This window comes from Pedobacter roseus, from assembly GCF_014395225.1.
Taxonomy (GTDB): domain Bacteria; phylum Bacteroidota; class Bacteroidia; order Sphingobacteriales; family Sphingobacteriaceae; genus Pedobacter; species Pedobacter roseus.
In genome coordinates this window covers 4776116-4793294 of record NZ_CP060723.1, presented here as the reverse complement: position 1 = coordinate 4793294, position 17179 = coordinate 4776116, and the positions used below count along the sequence as shown (strand labels likewise).

The following is a 17179-nucleotide window of genomic DNA, read 5'->3' as shown; positions in this document are numbered from 1 at the left end:
GAGCGGACCCGATAGCTATCGGGTGTAACGAAGCCGAGAAATCTAACTGGATAGATCTCTCCATTTCGCTGAGCTTCAGTCGAGATGACGATTTTCAATAGTTTATCTATATAAACTTAAACTCATCCCCATCAAATAAACCTTTGTCGCTGAGCTTTAAATGTGGAATTACCAATAAAGCCATGAAAGAAAGCGTCATGAAAGGAGCGAGTAGGGTTGAACCTAAATCTTTCGCAAACTGATCTATGGAAGTATAACTTTCCGCAACTTTATAACCGTTCTGATTGCTCATTAAGCCGGCTACCGGCAAGGCTAGAACTTCTTCTTTCCCGTTGCCCAGGGCTACTACACCACCTGTTTCTTTGATGACCAGGTTCACAGCTTCACAAATGCTCTTATCATCGGCGCCAACAGCAATAATGTTATGGCTATCGTGGGCAACACTTGAGGCAATGGCTCCCTGTTTTAAACCAAAATTCTTCACAAATGAAACAGCAACAGGTGCATCATGGTAACGGTTTACCACCACTATTTTTAGAACATCGTTTTCCAGATCACTAATAATATTCTGATTTAAAAATTTTGGTTTGGCCACTAATCTGTTGGTGATCAATTGTCCATCTAAAGCTTCTATAACCGGAATTTCTTCTTGCCCGGTAAATGAATAAATAAAGTCTTCTTCTTTTTTTAAGCTGCAGTCGAAATGGTTTACCGATTCCTGATCTTCTACATGTTTTACCCAACCGCCCACTGTTTTGCCATTTTCAGCAAGCAATAATCCGTCAATGTAGGTTTGTTTTACCTTGAATTTTTTTAAATCTTCTAATATGATAAAATCTGCCGGATCGTTAAGTTGTAACGAACCAACATCTAGTTTATAATGAAGAATAGGATTGATACAGGCTGCCTGTAGGATATTGAAAATATCGATTCCCTTTTCTACCGCCCTTGCACAAAGCTGATTGATGTGGTTTTCGACCAAGCTATCGGGATGTTTATCGTCGCTGCAGAACATCATCATTTCCGGCCAATCGTTTAACAGATCGATCAATGCTTCGAAGTTTTTGGCTGCACTTCCTTCACGGATGAGGATTTTCATTCCACGCTGTAATTTGTCCAGTGCTTCTTCCGCGGTAAAACATTCGTGATCGGTGGAAATTCCCGCGTCGATATATTGCTGAACAGCATCACCGCGTAAACCGGGAGCATGCCCATCAACAGGTTTGCCCAACTGATGAGCGGCAGCAATCTTTTTTAAAACCTCGTCATCTTTATAAAGTACACCCGGAAAATTCATCATTTCGCTGAGGTATTTTATCTCAGGACGTTCTAAAAGCGCTTTTACATCATCGTGATTTAATTCTGCACCTGCAGTTTCAAAAATAGTAGCCGGAACACAGCTCGGTGCGCCAAAATTAAATTTGAAAGGCACGGTATTGCCGTTTTCGATCATAAATTCTACACCCTCCATGCCACAAACATTGGCAATTTCGTGGGGATCGCTTATGGTAGAAACCGTTCCGTGAACAACAGCCAGCCGCGCAAATTCACTTGGAATTAACATGCTGCTTTCTATATGCACATGACTATCAATAAAGCCGGGAGAAATAAAAGGAACACCTTCCCGCTGATCGGAAACTTTGGTGATTGATTTTATTTTGCCTCCTTCAACTTCCAATTCGCCAAAGAAAATATTTCGTTTTGTGATGTCAATGATATTTCCTTCGACTTTAAAATTGCTCATTTATTTTGTGTTTAACTGGTTAATTGTATAATCGGTTAACTGTAGATTTACCTTAACAATTAACCGATTTGAACAGTTTATACGATTAACCTATCTTAGTATTTTAATAATTTATCTATGGTTTCTGCTAATCTTGCCTTAGCCAGGAAATCGTCTTCTAATACCTTGTTCATCGGGATTGCCGTATCTAAACTTGCACAACGCATTACAGGAGCATCCAGATAAGGGAAACAATGTTCTCCTATCCAGGCAGATATTTCTGCACCAAAACCGTTGGTTAAGGTATCTTCGTGCAAAATTAAAACTCTCCCCGTATTTTTTACTGTTTCACGAACGATTTCTTTATCCCAGGGCTGAAGTGTGCGCAGGTCAATTATCGTGGCATCGCATGCTGGATGCTGATTTACATAATCTAAAGCCCAATGTACCCCTAATCCGTAAGTAATGATCGCGAATGTATTCCCTTTGGCAAGTGTGACTGCTTTACCGATTTCTGTAGTATAATAACCCTCCGGAACGGGAGCCGTTAAACTTCGGTAGAGGTATTTATGCTCAAAATACAGAATTGGGTTAGGATCTTCGATAGCTGCCAATAACAGGCCTTTTGCATCTTCTGGGAAAGCCGGATAAACGATTTTCAAGCCGGGTGTTTTGGTAAACCAGGCTTCATTACTTTGTGAGTGAAATGGGCCTGCACCTGTTCCTGCACCTGTTGGCATGCGCACCACCACATCGGCCTTTTCACCCCAGCGGTAATGTGTTTTTGCAAGATTATTTACAATCTGATTAAAACCAACCGTTACGAAATCGGCAAACTGCATTTCTACCACGGCTTTATAACCATTAATGGATAGGCCTAATCCCGCACCTACAATGGCCGATTCGCAAATTGGTGTATTGCGGACTCTACCTTTGCCATATTTCGCTGTAAAGCCATCTGTAATTTTAAAAGCCCCACCATAATCTGCAATATCCTGCCCCATTAAAACCAGGTTGGGGTATTTTTGCATGGCCAAGTCTAATCCATCGGTTATGGCATCTAAATATCTTTTATCGGTGGAAGTTTGGTTAGGTTGAATAACTTCTTGCTGATAGGGGTAATACATGTCGGTCTCTTCCTGACTGGCATTTGCTTCTGGTTCAGCTTCGTTAAATGCTTCTTCAACTTCTAACTCAATATCTCTTTTAATTTGAATTTTGATGTCGATTACCGAATCGGAAGTTAAAATACCCTGCTCAATTAAATAGGTTTCGTAATTACTTAATGGATCTTTCTTTTCCCATTCATCAAATAGTTCCTGCGGAACATATTTTGTACCTGACGCTTCTTCATGGCCCCGCATCCTGAAAGTAAGGCATTCTACCAAAACCGGTCTTGGATCCTTCCGGATTTCATTAGCCAGCTGGTTGATGGTATCATAAACTTCTAAAATATTATTCCCATCTATCTGAATACCTTCTACGCCATAACCAATGGCTTTATCAACCAGGTTTTTGCACCTGAACTGCTCTGATTTCGGGGTAGAAAGCCCATACCCGTTATTCTCGATCAGAAAGATTACAGGGAGGTTCCAAACTGCGGCAACATTTAAGGCTTCATGAAAATCGCCTTCACTAGTCGCACCCTCGCCTGTGTAAACCAGGGTAGCGTGTTGCTTGTTTGCCAAAACATCGGCCAATGCAATGCCATCTGCTAATGCCATTTGTGGACCGAGATGGGAGATCATCCCAATAATTTTATAATCCTGTGTGCCGAAATGGAAGGAGCGGTCGCGGCCTTTTGTAAAACCGGTGATTTTGCCCTGCCATTGGGCCATTAATTTTTTTAAGGGAATATCGCGAGAGGTAAAAACACCCAAATTACGATGCATGGGCAAAATATATTCATCGCTTTGCATGGCCAGGGTAGTGCCAACTGCTATGGCTTCCTGACCAATACCCGAAAACCATTTGCCAATCCTGCCCTGGCGTAAAAGTTTGAGCATTTTGTCTTCAACCATCCGGGGGTAAAGCAATCTTCTGTATAAGTTCAGTAAGAACTTGTCGTCTTTATCACCTCTGTTAAATTGCATATCTGGTTATTTTGACTAATAAGTCCCTAACTCAGGACTCTTTACTTTTCTTCAACTCTTCCCACTGTTTAGCAAAAGATTTATTGGCTACTTTTGGCATTTCACGGTACTTACCCCAGCTCTTTTTGAAGAAACTTTTGAGCATGAAGTTTTTAAACTTGCCGCCGAAGAAATCCATCCATTTACGGTTTTGCATCATTTTATTAAACATGCTCCAGCCAATTTCCTCTTTTTTGCCATTATCATGAGCCGCTGCAGCATCTCTACGATTAAGGAGTAACATTTTATGGATATCGATTTTAACAGGACATACTTCCGAGCATTTGCCACAAAGGCTCGAAGCGTAGCTTAAGTGTTTAAACTCTTCCATGCCTTTAAAATGGGGGGTAATTACCGATCCAATCGGACCACTATAGGTCGTATTATAAGTATGGCCACCAATATTTTTATAAACCGGGCAGGCATTTAAACAGGCACCACAACGGATGCAGTATAAAGCTTGTCTCTGATCTTTTTGAGCCAATAAATTGGTACGGCCGTTATCCAGCAAAATTACATACATCTCCTCAGGTCCATCGGTTTCGTTAGGTTGGCGTGGACCACTTAAAATGGTGTTGTAAACGGTTAGGTTCTGCCCGGTTCCATGTGAGGCCAGTAAAGGCCAGAACAAATCCAGATCGGCCATTGAAGGAATTACCTTTTCAATGCCGACGATAGCAATATGGATTTTAGGGAAAGTGGTACTTAAACGTGCATTACCTTCATTTTCGGTCAGGGCAATACTTCCGGTGTCAGCTATTAGAAAATTGCCACCACTGATGCCAATATCGGCTGTTAAATATTTATCACGAAGCAATTCCCTCGCTTTTTGTACCAGCTGAGGGGGAGTAGCATCGATAGGGGTACCGAATTTATCGTGAAACAACTGCGCAATATCAGTTGCACTTAGGTGCATGGCCGGCGTAACAATATGATATGGCGCCTGACCAAGCAATTGAACAATGTATTCACCCAGATCGCTCTCTAAAGATTCGATGTTATTCTTTTCCAGGAAATCGTTGAGGTGGATTTCCTCAGTGGTCATCGATTTTGATTTGATAACCGTTTTTCCGTTGTTTCTTTTGATGATGTTAAGGATTTCCTGCTGCGCTTCTTCAGCATCATTTGCCCAGATGACCTTGCCACCACGGCGCTGGAAATTCGACTCGAATTCTGGTAAGAACTTATCGAGATTTTCCATTACCCGCCATTTGATAACGTGTGCCTTTTTTTTGGACGCCTCTAAATTTTCGAATTTTGACAGGCCGCGTTCAACAGCTACATTGTATTTGCCAATATTATAATTTATGGTTTTACGATGCGGTAAATCGAAAGCTTTCTCGTCAGATTTCTCTAAAAATTCCTCGGCAATATTCATCAATAGTTATTTTGTAATAGGGTAACGAATATTAACTGATTTTAGTTTTTAGCTATTCCGTTATAAATTCAAAGATAGGAATTTATGCAGGTGCGAAAAGTATTAAGCATAAAAAAGTCCCGATGTAAAACCGGGACTTTATATTTTGAACAATTATTTCTTTGGATTTCCTTTTCCGTCCATGTCTACTGTCGGGCGTTTAGGTCTGTTAGCCAGTTCCCATGCGGTAAAATAGGTAAGTTTTGCTCTTTTAGCCAAAAGTGGAAAGTTGATTTTACTTACCTCATCACCTGGTTTATGATAGTCTTGTTGTAGCATTCCATCATAATAGAAGATGATTGGAATACCCAATTTAGCGAAGTTATAATGATCTGAGCGGTAATAAATCTGCTCCGGATCTTTTGGATCGTCGTATTTATAATCCAGCTTCATTTTGGTGTAAGTAGCATTAACCTGCTCACTTAATTTACCCAAATCGCTGCTTAACATGTTCGAACCTACTGAGTAGATGTAGTTCGCAGAATCTGGTTTGCCCAAATATTCTTCACCTGTACGGCCAATCATGTCGGTATTTAAATCAGCAATGGTATTTTCAACCGGGAAAACCGGATGCTCTGAATACCATTCAGAACCCCAAAGTCCTTTTTCCTCACCAACAACAGTCATAAAAAGGATACTGCGTTTAGAACCTTTTCCAGCTTTTTTAGCATCTGTAAATGCTTTAGCCATCAATAAAACACCAGTAGTTCCCGATCCGTCATCATCGGCGCCATTGTTTACTTTGTCTTTTGCATTTGGATCAGTTTCTAAACCGATGTGATCATAATGACCTGTAAGGATCAATACTTCTTTTTTAAGTACCGGATCAGAACCTTCTAAATAACCAAGCACGTTTTCGCATCTTACAGGTGTTTCTGTTTTAGAAGCACTTGCCGAAAACGGTACGTTTAATACTTGCGAAGCAGGAGCCTGGCTTTCCGTTATTTTTTTCTGAAGATCTGCAACAGTAGTATTAGATGCTTTAAACAATTCATTTGCCAAAGCTACCGATATCGAAACACGTGGTGTTTCATTTTGCTTTTGAGCTTCCATGGCCGCATTGGTTTTAACCATTACTCTGCCATTTTTAAGCGTTTTTTTGGTGTTTTCTGTTATTCTGTCAACTGCTGGGTCGATCAGAATAATGGCTTTTACATTGTTTTCTGCAAAGTATTTTGCTCTGGCTTCTAATGTTGCACGGTAAGCGGCTCTATCAATCCTTGTACCTGGTTTTAAGGTTGGATCGCCACCATTGAACATCATTACGACTTTTCCTTTGATATCGGTGCCGGTGAAATCATTGTAGCTATCTTTTTTTATCCCATAACCGATAAATACAATATCATTGGTAGAGAAAGTAAAACCTTTATCGCTGATCAAACTAGGTGATACCAGGTAATCTTTCTGATATTCTTTCGGCTGACCATTTACAGTTAAATGACTTTCTTTCAGCGTAACGTTAACCAGATCGATCTTTTGGAAATAGCTGCCATTTACAGGTGCTTTTAAGCCTAACGACTTGAAATAATTGCTAATATAATCTGCTGCCATCCAGGCGCCTTTTGTGCCTGTTTCACGGCCTTCATATTCATCAGATGCCAAAACAGAAAGATGTTTGTAAGCATTTTCCGGGTTAATCGCCTTGCTGAATTTTATCGCATACTGATTGGGTTTAAGGGGCGTGATTTGGCTAAAGCAACTCGCTGATATAAGCGACGCCAAACCAATGGTTAAAAACTTTTTGTTCATTATGATAATAGTTAGTTGAGTTTTTTGTTAACACGAAATTTTTTCTACCCTGTTCTGGTGGCGGCCGCCCTCAAAATCGGTAGTTAAAAAAGTAGTGGTAATTTCTTTGGCCTGTTCTATTGAAACAAACCTTGCCGGAATACACAAAACATTGGCATTATTATGCTTGCGTACCAAAGAAGCAACCTCATTTTCCCAGCATAAACCAGCCCTGATGTGCTGGTGTTTATTGGCGGTTATGGCTACTCCATTTGCCGATCCACAAAGCAAAATGCCATAAGTAAAATCGCCATTTTCTACTGCTTCGGCAACAGGGTGAGCAAAATCTGGATAATCAACTGAACTTTCAGAATAGGTGCCAAAATCTTTTACCTCGTAATTTTGTAAAAAATCTTTTAATATTTCTTTGTACTCAAACCCAGCGTGATCCGCTCCAATAGCAATTTTAATTTTTGTATCAGACATGGTCAAATTTATAGAGAATTATGAAATCCGTTCGTAATGTTTTTGTTAGTTAGCATAGAAAGCTGCATCAGCTTTTTTCTTCTTTTTTTCAATGTAAGCTGAAACAAAAATACTTAGCTCATAAAGTAAGAATAACGGCGTAGCTACAATCAACATCGTCATGATATCTGGCGTTGGTGTAACAATTGCTGCAATAATCAGGATGATTACAGCTGCGTATCTTCTGCTTGATCTCATCAGTTTCGGAGTCATTAATCCCAGTTTTGACAGGATGAAAATAATAACAGGAAGCTCAAAAATAATACCTGTGCCTAAAGTTAAGGTTGCAACAGACGAAAGGTACGAATCGACAGTAAAAGTATTTTTGATTTCGGCACTCACGGTATAACCTGTTAAAAAATTAACTGATAACGGACATACTACAAAATACCCAAAAAAGATACCGATGATGAAAAGTACGGACGCGAAAAACACAAAACCACTTGCCGATTTACGTTCTGCCTCATGTAATGCCGGTTTAATAAAACGCCAGATTTCCCATAATAAATAAGGAAAACCAGCCACAATGCCACACATAACACAAACGTTTAGCTGAAGGTTAAACTGGCCGGCCATTTCGGTGTTGATAATTTCGCCGTTAATTTTGGTGATACACATATCCTTACCTAAGGATGGGAAATGTTCAACCAATTTACACATCATGCGATAGGTCCAGAAATCTGGCTTTTTCGGCCCGAAGATTATTTTATCAAGGATCTCTTCATTAAAGTAAAAAGCGATACCCGTAAAAACGGCAACTGCAATTACGGCTCTGATTAAATGTTTGCGGAGAACATCCAGGTGATCAAAAAAAGACATTTCTGCCTCTAATGTGGTGCTCTTTTGCCCGATAGCTTTTGTAAGTAGATTTTTTTTAGTGTCGCTCATGTTGAAAACAAAAATACCATTCTATTTGAATAGAATGGTATTTACGTGTTAAATATAGAAATAGTTTATATTATAATGAGAAATGATTATAAAAATTGAACACAGCCATCGTAGTTGTTTTAAAGTTGCACCTTAATTACGCTCAATTGCGTTAAATTAGCTGCATTATTGTAATTAAATTGATATACACCATCGTCTCCTGTAACGATTAAAGATTTAGGGCCGGCAATAACATCAAAACTTTTCACATTACTTAAATGCTGCAACATGTTATCTGCTATTTTGGTTTTATTGGCAATGCTAAAACTCTTTATTCCATAATTGCCTTCGCAGAGAAACAGATTATCGCCAATGGTGCTTAGGCCATGTGGGTTTTGCATAGGGTAAACGGCAATTTGTTGTGGCTTGGTAGGATCCTCTATATCTACAACTTCCAATTGATTGCTTGCTTGCCTGCACAAATTACCTGTACGTAAAGTAACGTAGGCATACTTTCCTTGCACAACTACTGGATCGCAGGCAAAAATGTGGCTGTATGTGGATAGTTTTACCGGATTGGCCGGATCGGTAGTGCTAAAAATGTGCATACCCCTATTGGTACCGATAAATAATTTGTTTTCGTGAGGGAAAATAGTTTCAACACCCCAGTCTAGATTAATGGCCTTCAAAAAAGTTGGGTTTGATGCTGTCTTAACATCAAACAGACTTAATTTATTCATACCAACAGTATAGAGGTAATCGTTCATTAATGTAAATCTGGCCATTGAGCCACCTTGCCCTGACGAACCTCCCTGCGATGAAGCATTGCTGAAATAAGCAGCATCATAAAACATCCCTTTTTTGTAAGTCTGTTTCTTAACTAAGGTGTCTTTATAAGTGTAAAGATATTTTTCTGCACCTGCTGAATATAATTGATTGAAAACATCAGTTACTCTTTTAACCTGTTTGATATTGTTCATGTTGGAAATATCAAAAGCCAGTAAATCAATAAAATTATCGGCGTAAAGGATATTATTGTGAACCGCTAAATCTACGTTTCCCGGAATTTGCAGAAAACCCACATTTACAGGAACACTCGGATTAGTATTATTATAAATATGAATCCCTTCATTAGGTTCGTTAATAAAGAGATAATTGTTGTAAATGTATATTTTGCCTGTTCTTTTGGCTTGAACAGCCTTGGTCATCCCTACAGGTAAAGCCCTCATTTCTTTAACAGAAATCATTTTTACAATCTGTATCCTTTCGTACTCGTCTTTTTTACAACCCGTAAATACTGCCAAAGCAAAAAGGAAGAGTAATGCGTTAATTAGATTTTTTTTCATAATTGGAGTGTTTTTTTATTCAAACGTAATGAATTAACTAAACGCTACAGTATTTAACATTAAATATTAATTATCAGGTATTTATCCAGATTTCGATCGAAATAAAGAAAGAATAAAAAAGGCTGTTCAATTATTTTGAACAGCCTGTGTATACTTGAACGTAAAAAACGTGTTTATCCTTCTACAAATTCAAAAGTTTCCATAAATTTCGTTGTGAAATTTCCTGCCCTGAAGTTAGGGTCTTTCATCAACTGTAAATGGAAAGGAATGGTAGTTTTAATCCCTTCGATCACGAATTCACTCAAAGCACGCTCCATAGTACAGATGGCTTCTTCGCGGGTTTGCGCTACGCAGATTAATTTTGCAATCATCGAATCGTAGTTAGAAGGAATAGAATAACCTGCATAAACATGGGTATCAACACGAACACCGTGTCCGCCTGGAGAATGGAAATTAGTAATTCTACCTGGTGAAGGACGGAAGTTGTTCGCTGGATCTTCTGCGTTGATACGGCACTCAATGGCGTGCATCTCTGGCGTATAGTTTTTGCCTGAAATCGGGATTCCGGCAGCTACTTTAATCTGCTCTTTAATTAAATCGAAGTTGATTACCTCTTCAGTAACCGGATGCTCTACCTGGATACGGGTATTCATTTCCATAAAGTAGAAGTTCCGGTGTTTATCAACCAGGAATTCGATTGTACCTGCACCTTCATAATTTACAGCCATTGCACCTTTAATTGCAGCTTCACCCATTCTTTCGCGAAGTTCTTCGGTCATAAACGGAGAAGGAGATTCTTCTACCAGTTTCTGGTGACGGCGTTGAATTGAGCAATCGCGCTCTGATAAATGGCAGGCTTTACCAAACTGATCTCCGATAATCTGGATTTCAATGTGGCGCGGATCTTCGATATATTTTTCTAAATATAAACCATCGTTACCAAATGCTGCGCCAGATTCCTGACGTGCACTGTCCCAGGCATTTTCAAAATCTTCATCTTTCCATACCACACGCATCCCACGGCCACCACCACCGGCAGTTGCTTTTAGAATTACAGGGTAACCCATTTCGTTGGCAATTGAAATACCTTCTTTAACGCTATTAAGCAAGCCTTCCGATCCTGGAATGGTTGGAACACCGGCAATTTTCATGGTTTCTTTTGCAGAGGCTTTATCACCCATGCCATTGATCTGCTCAGGAGTTGCACCAATAAATTTGATGTTATACTCACGGCAAATGTTAGAAAACTTAGCATTTTCTGATAAAAAACCGTAACCTGGGTGTATGGCATCGGCATTGGTTAATTCTGCTGCCGAAATGATATTTGGAATATTTAAATAAGAATCTTTACTAGGCGGGGGGCCAATACAAACAGCCTCATCAGCAAAACGTACGTGTAAACTTTCGCGATCTGCGGTAGAGTAAACAGCAACCGTTTTGATGCCCATTTCCTTACAGGTACGGATAATACGCAAAGCGATTTCACCCCTGTTGGCAATTAGTATTTTTTTAAACATAATTTTTTAATTGATGATTGCACCGATGATATGATTACACTGATCATTTAGCGTAATGTAAACCGATACAATCAAATTTTAAATTAAATGCCATGGTTCGTGTCGCCACGAACCATTTATATTTTTTCAGATTACCATAATTTTACGGTACAACGGTCAGTGAGGACACAGACCGAGGCGTAAGTATTATCAAAAATCTGTGAAATCAGCTTCTAAATAGGTTCTACTAAAAATAACGGTTGATCGTATTCTACTGGTGATGCATTATCAACCAGGATTTTAACGATACGGCCAGAAACTTCACTTTCGATTTCGTTGAAAAGTTTCATTGCTTCAATAATACAAACTACTTTACCTGCGCTGATCTCGTCGCCAACATTTACAAACATTGGTTTATCCGGACTAGCTGAGCGGTAGAAAGTACCGATCATTGGTGATTTAACGGTTAGGTATTTCGAAGTGTCTTCTGCGGCAGGTATAGCAGGTGTTGCTGCAACCGGAGCAGTAGGAGCTGTGGCAACTGGTGCAGCAGCCTGTACAAGCGGAGCCTGTGGTAAGGTAGCATGCACAACTGTTGGTGCTTGGTTTGTTTTGATCGTGATTTTGAAGTTTTCCTGCTCAATAGCAACTTCATTTACTCCAGAACGAGAAACAAATTTAATCAGTTCCTGTATTTGTTTGATATCCATTTTTTAGGCTAGTTATGTAAAAAATAGTGTTTATTGAATTAACTAAGTTATACTTTTTTTGTTTTATTTTTTTATCCGGGCGGTACCTTTACTTCGGACTCCGGACTAAAGACTTCTGACTATTTTGTGTCGTATGCCCATTTAAGGTATATTGAGCCCCAGGTAAAACCGCCACCGAAAGCAGCTAAAACGATGTTATCGCCTTTTTTCAGTCTGCTTTCCCATTCCCATAAACATAATGGAATGGTTCCGTTAGTTGTATTGCCATAACGTTCGATATTGATCATTACCTTATCAGTAGCAACCCCCATGCGGTTTGCAGTAGCATCGATAATGCGTTTATTGGCTTGGTGAGGCACTAACCAGGCAACATCATCAGCAGTTAAGCTGTTGCGTTCCATAATTTCGGCAGCTACATCAGCCATATTGGTTACGGCAAATTTAAATACTGTTGGGCCTTCCTGATGTGCAAAATGCTCTCTTGCATCAATCGTTTCGTGTGTAGCAGGTTTAACAGAACCACCGGCTTTCATCCCTAAGAAATCTCTACCCGAACCATCAGTTCTTAATATCGAATCCTGGATACCCAAACCTTCTTCATTTGGTTCTAATAAAGCACAGCCACAGCCATCGCCAAAGATAATACAGGTGGTACGGTCTTCGTAATTGATGATTGACGACATTTTATCGCCGCCAACTACTAAAACTTTTTTATGTCTACCTGATTCGATGAATGATGCACCAGTAGCAAGACCGAAAATAAAGCCCGAACAAGCGGCTTGTAAGTCGTAACCCCATGCATTTTTAGCTCCAATTTTATCAGCTAAAACATTTGCTGTAGCAGGGAAAGTAAAATCGGGAGTAGTGGTGCAAAAGATAATCAGTTCAATTTCACTTGCATCAATTCCCCTCTTTTTAAGTAAACCGTTTACGGCATGAACTGCCATATCGGAAGTACCTAAACCTTCTCCCTTTAAAATTCTACGCTCTTTAATTCCCGTTCTGCTGGTAATCCATTCATCCGAAGTGTCAACAATGGTTTCTAACTCTGCGTTTGTAAGCACATAGTCGGGAACGTAACCATTTACTGCTGTAATAGCAGCGTGAATTTTACTCATTTTAAGAATTTTAATAAATTATTTAAATGCCATTCTAATTTTTTCTACCAACCCGGTGGTAATCATTTCCCTGGATTGGAGAACCATATTTTTAACAGCTAGCGGACTAGAAATTCCGTGTCCGATAACAACTGGAGCGTTAACACCTAAAACCGGACTTCCACCGTACTGTTCATAATTAAAACGATCAAAGAACTCATCTTTAAGTCCTTTTTTAATGGTAAGTACGTAAAATGATTCTGCTAATTTAAGCATTACATTTCCGGTAAAGCCATCGCAAACAATTACATCCGCTTTGTCATTAAACAAATCCCTTCCTTCAACATTACCTACAAAATTGAACAGATCGGTTTCTTTCATTAACGGAAAAGTGGCCATGCTAAGCATGTTTCCTTTTTCATCTTCTTCACCAATGTTCATTAAGGCTACTTTAGGATCGTTGATCTGCAAAAGATTTTCTGCATATAAACTGCCCAAAACGCCAAATTGTAATAAAATATCAGGTTTACAGTCGGCATTTGCACCTACATCTAACAGTAAGCCGGTACCGCCTTTAATTTTTGGAAGAATTGTACATAAACAAGGGCGAATGATGCCCGGGATGGTTTTAACGCTAAATACAGCGCCAACCAACATGGCTCCAGAGTTACCTGCACTTGCAAAAGAGTCGAGTTTACCTTCTTTTAAAAGGTTAAAACCAACTGCTATGCTCGAATTCGGTTTCTGAACGATTGCTTTGGTGGGATGTTCGCCCATACCAATTACTTCATCAGTATGAACGTATTCAAAATGATCTGGATTAAAACCTTCTTCTGCAAGGATCGGTTTAATCTGTTCGGTATCGCCAATAAGAACTAAATGCTCTCCAGCGTTAAGCGATTGATGAGCAGCTATTGCTCCCAAAACAATTGCTTTGGGAGCATAGTCTCCGCCCATTATGTCGAGGCCTATTTTCATAGAAAAAATCTGTTTGTGTTAAGTCAGGTGTAATCCTGAATTTTTCAGTTGACTAAGGTATGACTAAAGCCGCTGAAAACACAAACAATTTTTTAAGAAAATTACCCTATCTGAGTATTTTCGATAACCAGTTTACCGTTGTAGTATAAGTTACCATCAACGTTGTAAGCACGGTGAGGTACGTGGATAGCACCTGTTGCCGAGCATGTTGCTAAAGAAGGAGTAACAGCTTTATAGTGCGTTCTTCTTTTATTTTTTCTCTGTTTCGAGATCTTCCGTTTTGGATGTGCCATTGCTGTATAATCTAATTATTTTTTTAACTTATTAAGGGCTTCCCAACGTGGGTCGCTTGTTTGTTCATTTTCTTCAGCCTGCTTTTGGATAGATAACTGATTTAAGCGGTCAATCATTTCCTGATCGCAATCTTTACCTGCCTGCTCGCAGTTTTTGATATAAGGTACCGCTACGTTAATCATTTCGTATAAAGGGCCCGATATATCAATCTCGGTTTCTTTACGGCTTAAAGAGATAATTTCTTCATCATCGCTTTCCATTTCGGCTTCTGCAAACTTTACGATCTGGCGTTCGTAAAGATTTACCGGTAATGAAAACTCAGATAAACATTTATCGCAATCTAAATTTACCGTACCAATAATTTTGAATTTTAGAAGCATCATGGTCTCTTGTTTCTCAAGTTCCAGGTCTACTTTTAAATTTCCACTTTTTATTAGCGAGTACTCAAATGCATTAAAAAAGGCGTCATCAAGCTCATAATCAAACTGATGAGTTCCCAATTTTAATCCGGTAAACGGTAATGAAAATTGTTTTAGTGGGTTCAAAGTACTGTAAAATTTTAGCCTGCAAATGTAGGGATAAAAAAATTAGATTAAAAATGTTTTTTAAAAATTGTTGGCGTTAACTCAGCAGGTTTTCAGATTGTTTGCTGAAATAGTATTGAGACCTCGCAGGTTTTCAAAACCTGCGAGGTTTGCAGAATGGTTAGCTGGCCAATACCATTTCTTTATTATTTCTGCTCCATTCGCTCCATGAGCCTACGTAGAGTTTTGGAATAGGCAAGCCTGCATAATCCATAGCCAATAAGGTATGGCAAGCCGTAATGCCCGAACCGCAATGTACAATTGCATTTTCTGGTTTAACATGTGCCAGGGCTTCTGCATATTTTTCTTTCAATATTTCGGGTGCCAGGAAAGCGCCAGAAGCATCTAAATTTTCGGTGTAAGGAATATTGGCCGCTCCAGGGATATGCCCTGCAATTAAATCAATAGGCTCGGTTAAACCGGCGAAACGGTTGGCGTCGCGCACGTCGATTACAATATAATCATCGGTTTTCGCCACTTTTTCTACTTCGTTTATGTCAGATAATGGCAAAGCCCATGCTTTCACCTCGTATGGTTCAACCGATTTGGGAATTTCTACTTTATCAGTTGTTGGAAAACCAGCTTTTATAGCTGCCTGGAACCCTCCATCAATTACCTGTACTTTTTCATGACCAATAGCCTTTAACATCCACCATAGCCTTGCTGCTGCGTTACCGCCATTTTTATCATCGTACACAATAACATGACTATGTTTGGTAATCCCGAGTTTTTGTAATACGGCAGAAAACTGTTCAGAAGTTGGTAGAGGGTGACGTCCACCTACAGCAAAATCGCCAATATTGGCTAAATCTTCATTCACGTCTGCAAAAAGGGCTCCGGCCAAATGTTGTTCATCGTATCTGGCTTTTGATCCGGCACTGGCATCGATGATTACGATTTCATCATCCTGGTTTAACCAGGTTAATTCTTCGGGTTTTATAATGGGGGATAATTTATTTTCCATCTTTTAATTTTGTTTATCTGTAATTAAACCATACGGTACTAGCGCCGTTGGCCCTGTGATTAAGTGAATGTCAAGTCCCAAGATTTAGGTTTTGGCTCAAATTTCCTGCAATATAAGAGATTTTGGAAATCAGCTCTAATCTGTTTTTTTGCTGATCAAAGCCCATAGTCCCAATATAGGCCCGATTGCTAAAACCATATAAAGATATTGAAGATTGAGCTGTTTTGATAATAAACTGACCACTTGGATACTGATAATCGTGATGGCAAAACCAATGCAGTTTACTAATGTTAGCGAAGTTCCCCGCAAACTTTCTGGTGCATTTTTGGCAATTAAGGAAGAAAAAAGTGGCGAATCGGCTGTACCGGATAAACCCCAGCAGAATAAAAAGATGAGGAAAAGGTAAACTGACCCGTTGAAGAGGAAAACAGGAGAGAGCAGGCAACATAAACCAGAAGTTGCCAGCGCAATAGTAGCGATCCGCTTTGCACCAAACTTTTGTGATAATAAACCGCCGATCATGCAGGATAAACCACCTGAGGCAATTACTAAAAAGGAAAACAATGGAATGTTTAATGCTGAAGCAGGATTTTTACTATTAAAAAGCATTAACATGCCTGGTAAAAAGGCCCAAAAAGTATAAAGCTCCCACATGTGGCCAAAATAACCGAAAGCAGCGGATCGAAAGCCGGGGTTTTTAAAACCATCAAAGCAGGATCGGAAATTAAATTGCTGTCCGGCTGTTCTAAACGGGCCATTCGGCACCAATAGTAATATGGCAAGCGCGCCAGTTAATGATAAAGCAGAGGTGCCAAAAATGACATATTGCCAGGAAAAACTTGCCGTAAATGTTTTTAACAGGTGTGGAAAAGCTGTACCCAATACCAGCGCACCTACTAAAAAGCCCAGCGATTTACCGAGACCTTCTTTAAAGTAATCGGACGCAATTTTCATCCCAACTGGATAAATACCTGCCAGCATAAAACCAGTTAAAAAACGGAAAAGCAATAATAAATGCACATCGGATAATTCGAGGCAGATGCCCAGGTTAAACAATGCAGCTGCAATTCCACAGATAAAGAACACTTTTGAGGGTGAAAAAATATCTGAAATGGCAAAAAAAGCGAATACTAAAGTTCCGCTTATAAAACCGAATTGCACCATGCTGGTGAGGTTGGCCAAAAGGTTAGTTTCGGTTGGGAAGTTTTTAACAATATCGGGTAGTACGGCATTGCCTGCAAACCATAAAGAAGTGCAGAGAAACTGCGCAATAACGATTGTTAGGAGAATATGATTAGTTGCTTTAGTGCTATTCATT

General features: G+C 39.5%; 15 protein-coding genes. All 15 read right to left on the bottom strand.

The annotated features are described in order from the left end of the window. Positions 1–106 precede the first annotated feature (106 nt). A complete protein-coding gene (gene ade, locus H9L23_RS19645; protein WP_187591932.1) occupies positions 107–1744 on the bottom strand; it encodes an adenine deaminase in 1638 nt (545 codons plus the stop codon). A 95-nt stretch (positions 1745–1839) separates the two neighbouring features. Beyond that, entirely contained in the window at positions 1840–3816 is a 1977-nt protein-coding gene (locus tag H9L23_RS19640; protein ID WP_187591931.1) for an alpha-ketoacid dehydrogenase subunit alpha/beta, read from the bottom strand. A gap of 31 nt (positions 3817–3847) precedes the next feature. Continuing rightward, positions 3848–5233 (bottom strand): LutB/LldF family L-lactate oxidation iron-sulfur protein, encoded by a 1386-nt coding sequence (locus tag H9L23_RS19635; RefSeq protein ID WP_394355222.1) that lies wholly within the window; start codon positions 5231–5233, stop codon positions 3848–3850. A 153-nt stretch (positions 5234–5386) separates the two neighbouring features. Next, the gene (locus tag H9L23_RS19630; protein WP_187591929.1) at positions 5387–7021 is read right to left on the bottom strand and encodes a M28 family peptidase; all 1635 of its coding nucleotides are present in this window, start codon (positions 7019–7021) and stop codon (positions 5387–5389) included. A gap of 27 nt (positions 7022–7048) precedes the next feature. Beyond that, a complete protein-coding gene (gene rpiB / locus H9L23_RS19625; protein ID WP_187591928.1) occupies positions 7049–7486 on the bottom strand; it encodes a ribose 5-phosphate isomerase B in 438 nt (145 codons plus the stop codon). 45 nt (positions 7487–7531) lie between these two features. Continuing rightward, positions 7532–8413 carry a twin-arginine translocase subunit TatC gene (tatC, locus tag H9L23_RS19620; protein WP_187591927.1) on the bottom strand — a complete coding sequence of 294 codons (882 nt, stop codon included), beginning with the start codon at positions 8411–8413 and terminating at the stop codon, positions 7532–7534. A gap of 119 nt (positions 8414–8532) precedes the next feature. Further along, positions 8533–9738 (bottom strand): LVIVD repeat-containing protein, encoded by a 1206-nt coding sequence (locus tag H9L23_RS19615; RefSeq protein WP_187591926.1) that lies wholly within the window; start codon positions 9736–9738, stop codon positions 8533–8535. A 173-nt stretch (positions 9739–9911) separates the two neighbouring features. Continuing rightward, positions 9912–11255, bottom strand: a complete 1344-nt coding sequence (gene accC, locus H9L23_RS19610; protein WP_187591925.1) for an acetyl-CoA carboxylase biotin carboxylase subunit — start codon at positions 11253–11255, stop codon at positions 9912–9914. Between the two features lie 212 nt (positions 11256–11467). After that, a complete protein-coding gene (gene accB / locus H9L23_RS19605) occupies positions 11468–11944 on the bottom strand; it encodes an acetyl-CoA carboxylase biotin carboxyl carrier protein (protein WP_187591924.1) in 477 nt (158 codons plus the stop codon). 119 nt (positions 11945–12063) lie between these two features. Next, entirely contained in the window at positions 12064–13062 is a 999-nt protein-coding gene (locus H9L23_RS19600) for a beta-ketoacyl-ACP synthase III (protein WP_187591923.1), read from the bottom strand. Between the two features lie 18 nt (positions 13063–13080). Next, on the bottom strand, positions 13081–14019 hold the full coding sequence (gene plsX / locus H9L23_RS19595; RefSeq protein WP_187591922.1) for a phosphate acyltransferase PlsX: 939 nt from the start codon (positions 14017–14019) through the stop codon (positions 13081–13083). A 101-nt stretch (positions 14020–14120) separates the two neighbouring features. Beyond that, on the bottom strand, positions 14121–14312 hold the full coding sequence (gene rpmF / locus H9L23_RS19590; protein ID WP_025143959.1) for a 50S ribosomal protein L32: 192 nt from the start codon (positions 14310–14312) through the stop codon (positions 14121–14123). Between the two features lie 15 nt (positions 14313–14327). Next, on the bottom strand, positions 14328–14858 hold the full coding sequence (locus H9L23_RS19585; RefSeq protein WP_187591921.1) for a YceD family protein: 531 nt from the start codon (positions 14856–14858) through the stop codon (positions 14328–14330). A 160-nt stretch (positions 14859–15018) separates the two neighbouring features. Further along, positions 15019–15861, bottom strand: a complete 843-nt coding sequence (locus H9L23_RS19580; RefSeq protein WP_187591920.1) for a sulfurtransferase — start codon at positions 15859–15861, stop codon at positions 15019–15021. A 135-nt stretch (positions 15862–15996) separates the two neighbouring features. After that, positions 15997–17178 (bottom strand): MFS transporter, encoded by a 1182-nt coding sequence (locus H9L23_RS19575; RefSeq protein WP_187591919.1) that lies wholly within the window; start codon positions 17176–17178, stop codon positions 15997–15999. Between the last annotated feature and the right edge of the window lies 1 nt (position 17179).

Bases quoted from the DNA above. Each gene is read 5' to 3' on its own strand.
- rpiB (WP_187591928.1), bottom strand. From the start codon at position 7,486: ATGTCTGATACAAAAATTAAAATTGCTATTGGAGCGGATCACGCTGGG.
- H9L23_RS19580 (WP_187591920.1), bottom strand. From the start codon at position 15,861: ATGGAAAATAAATTATCCCCCATTATAAAACCCGAAGAATTAACCTGG.
- rpmF (WP_025143959.1), bottom strand. From the start codon at position 14,312: ATGGCACATCCAAAACGGAAGATCTCGAAACAGAGAAAAAATAAAAGA.
- H9L23_RS19600 (WP_187591923.1), bottom strand. From the start codon at position 13,062: ATGAGTAAAATTCACGCTGCTATTACAGCAGTAAATGGTTACGTTCCC.
- accC (WP_187591925.1), bottom strand. From the start codon at position 11,255: ATGTTTAAAAAAATACTAATTGCCAACAGGGGTGAAATCGCTTTGCGT.
- accB (WP_187591924.1), bottom strand. From the start codon at position 11,944: ATGGATATCAAACAAATACAGGAACTGATTAAATTTGTTTCTCGTTCT.
- H9L23_RS19615 (WP_187591926.1), bottom strand. From the start codon at position 9,738: ATGAAAAAAAATCTAATTAACGCATTACTCTTCCTTTTTGCTTTGGCA.
- plsX (WP_187591922.1), bottom strand. From the start codon at position 14,019: ATGAAAATAGGCCTCGACATAATGGGCGGAGACTATGCTCCCAAAGCA.
- H9L23_RS19575 (WP_187591919.1), bottom strand. From the start codon at position 17,178: ATGAATAGCACTAAAGCAACTAATCATATTCTCCTAACAATCGTTATT.
- H9L23_RS19640 (WP_187591931.1), bottom strand. From the start codon at position 3,816: ATGCAATTTAACAGAGGTGATAAAGACGACAAGTTCTTACTGAACTTA.
- tatC (WP_187591927.1), bottom strand. From the start codon at position 8,413: ATGAGCGACACTAAAAAAAATCTACTTACAAAAGCTATCGGGCAAAAG.
- H9L23_RS19630 (WP_187591929.1), bottom strand. From the start codon at position 7,021: ATGAACAAAAAGTTTTTAACCATTGGTTTGGCGTCGCTTATATCAGCG.
- H9L23_RS19635 (WP_394355222.1), bottom strand. From the start codon at position 5,233: ATGAATATTGCCGAGGAATTTTTAGAGAAATCTGACGAGAAAGCTTTC.
- ade (WP_187591932.1), bottom strand. From the start codon at position 1,744: ATGAGCAATTTTAAAGTCGAAGGAAATATCATTGACATCACAAAACGA.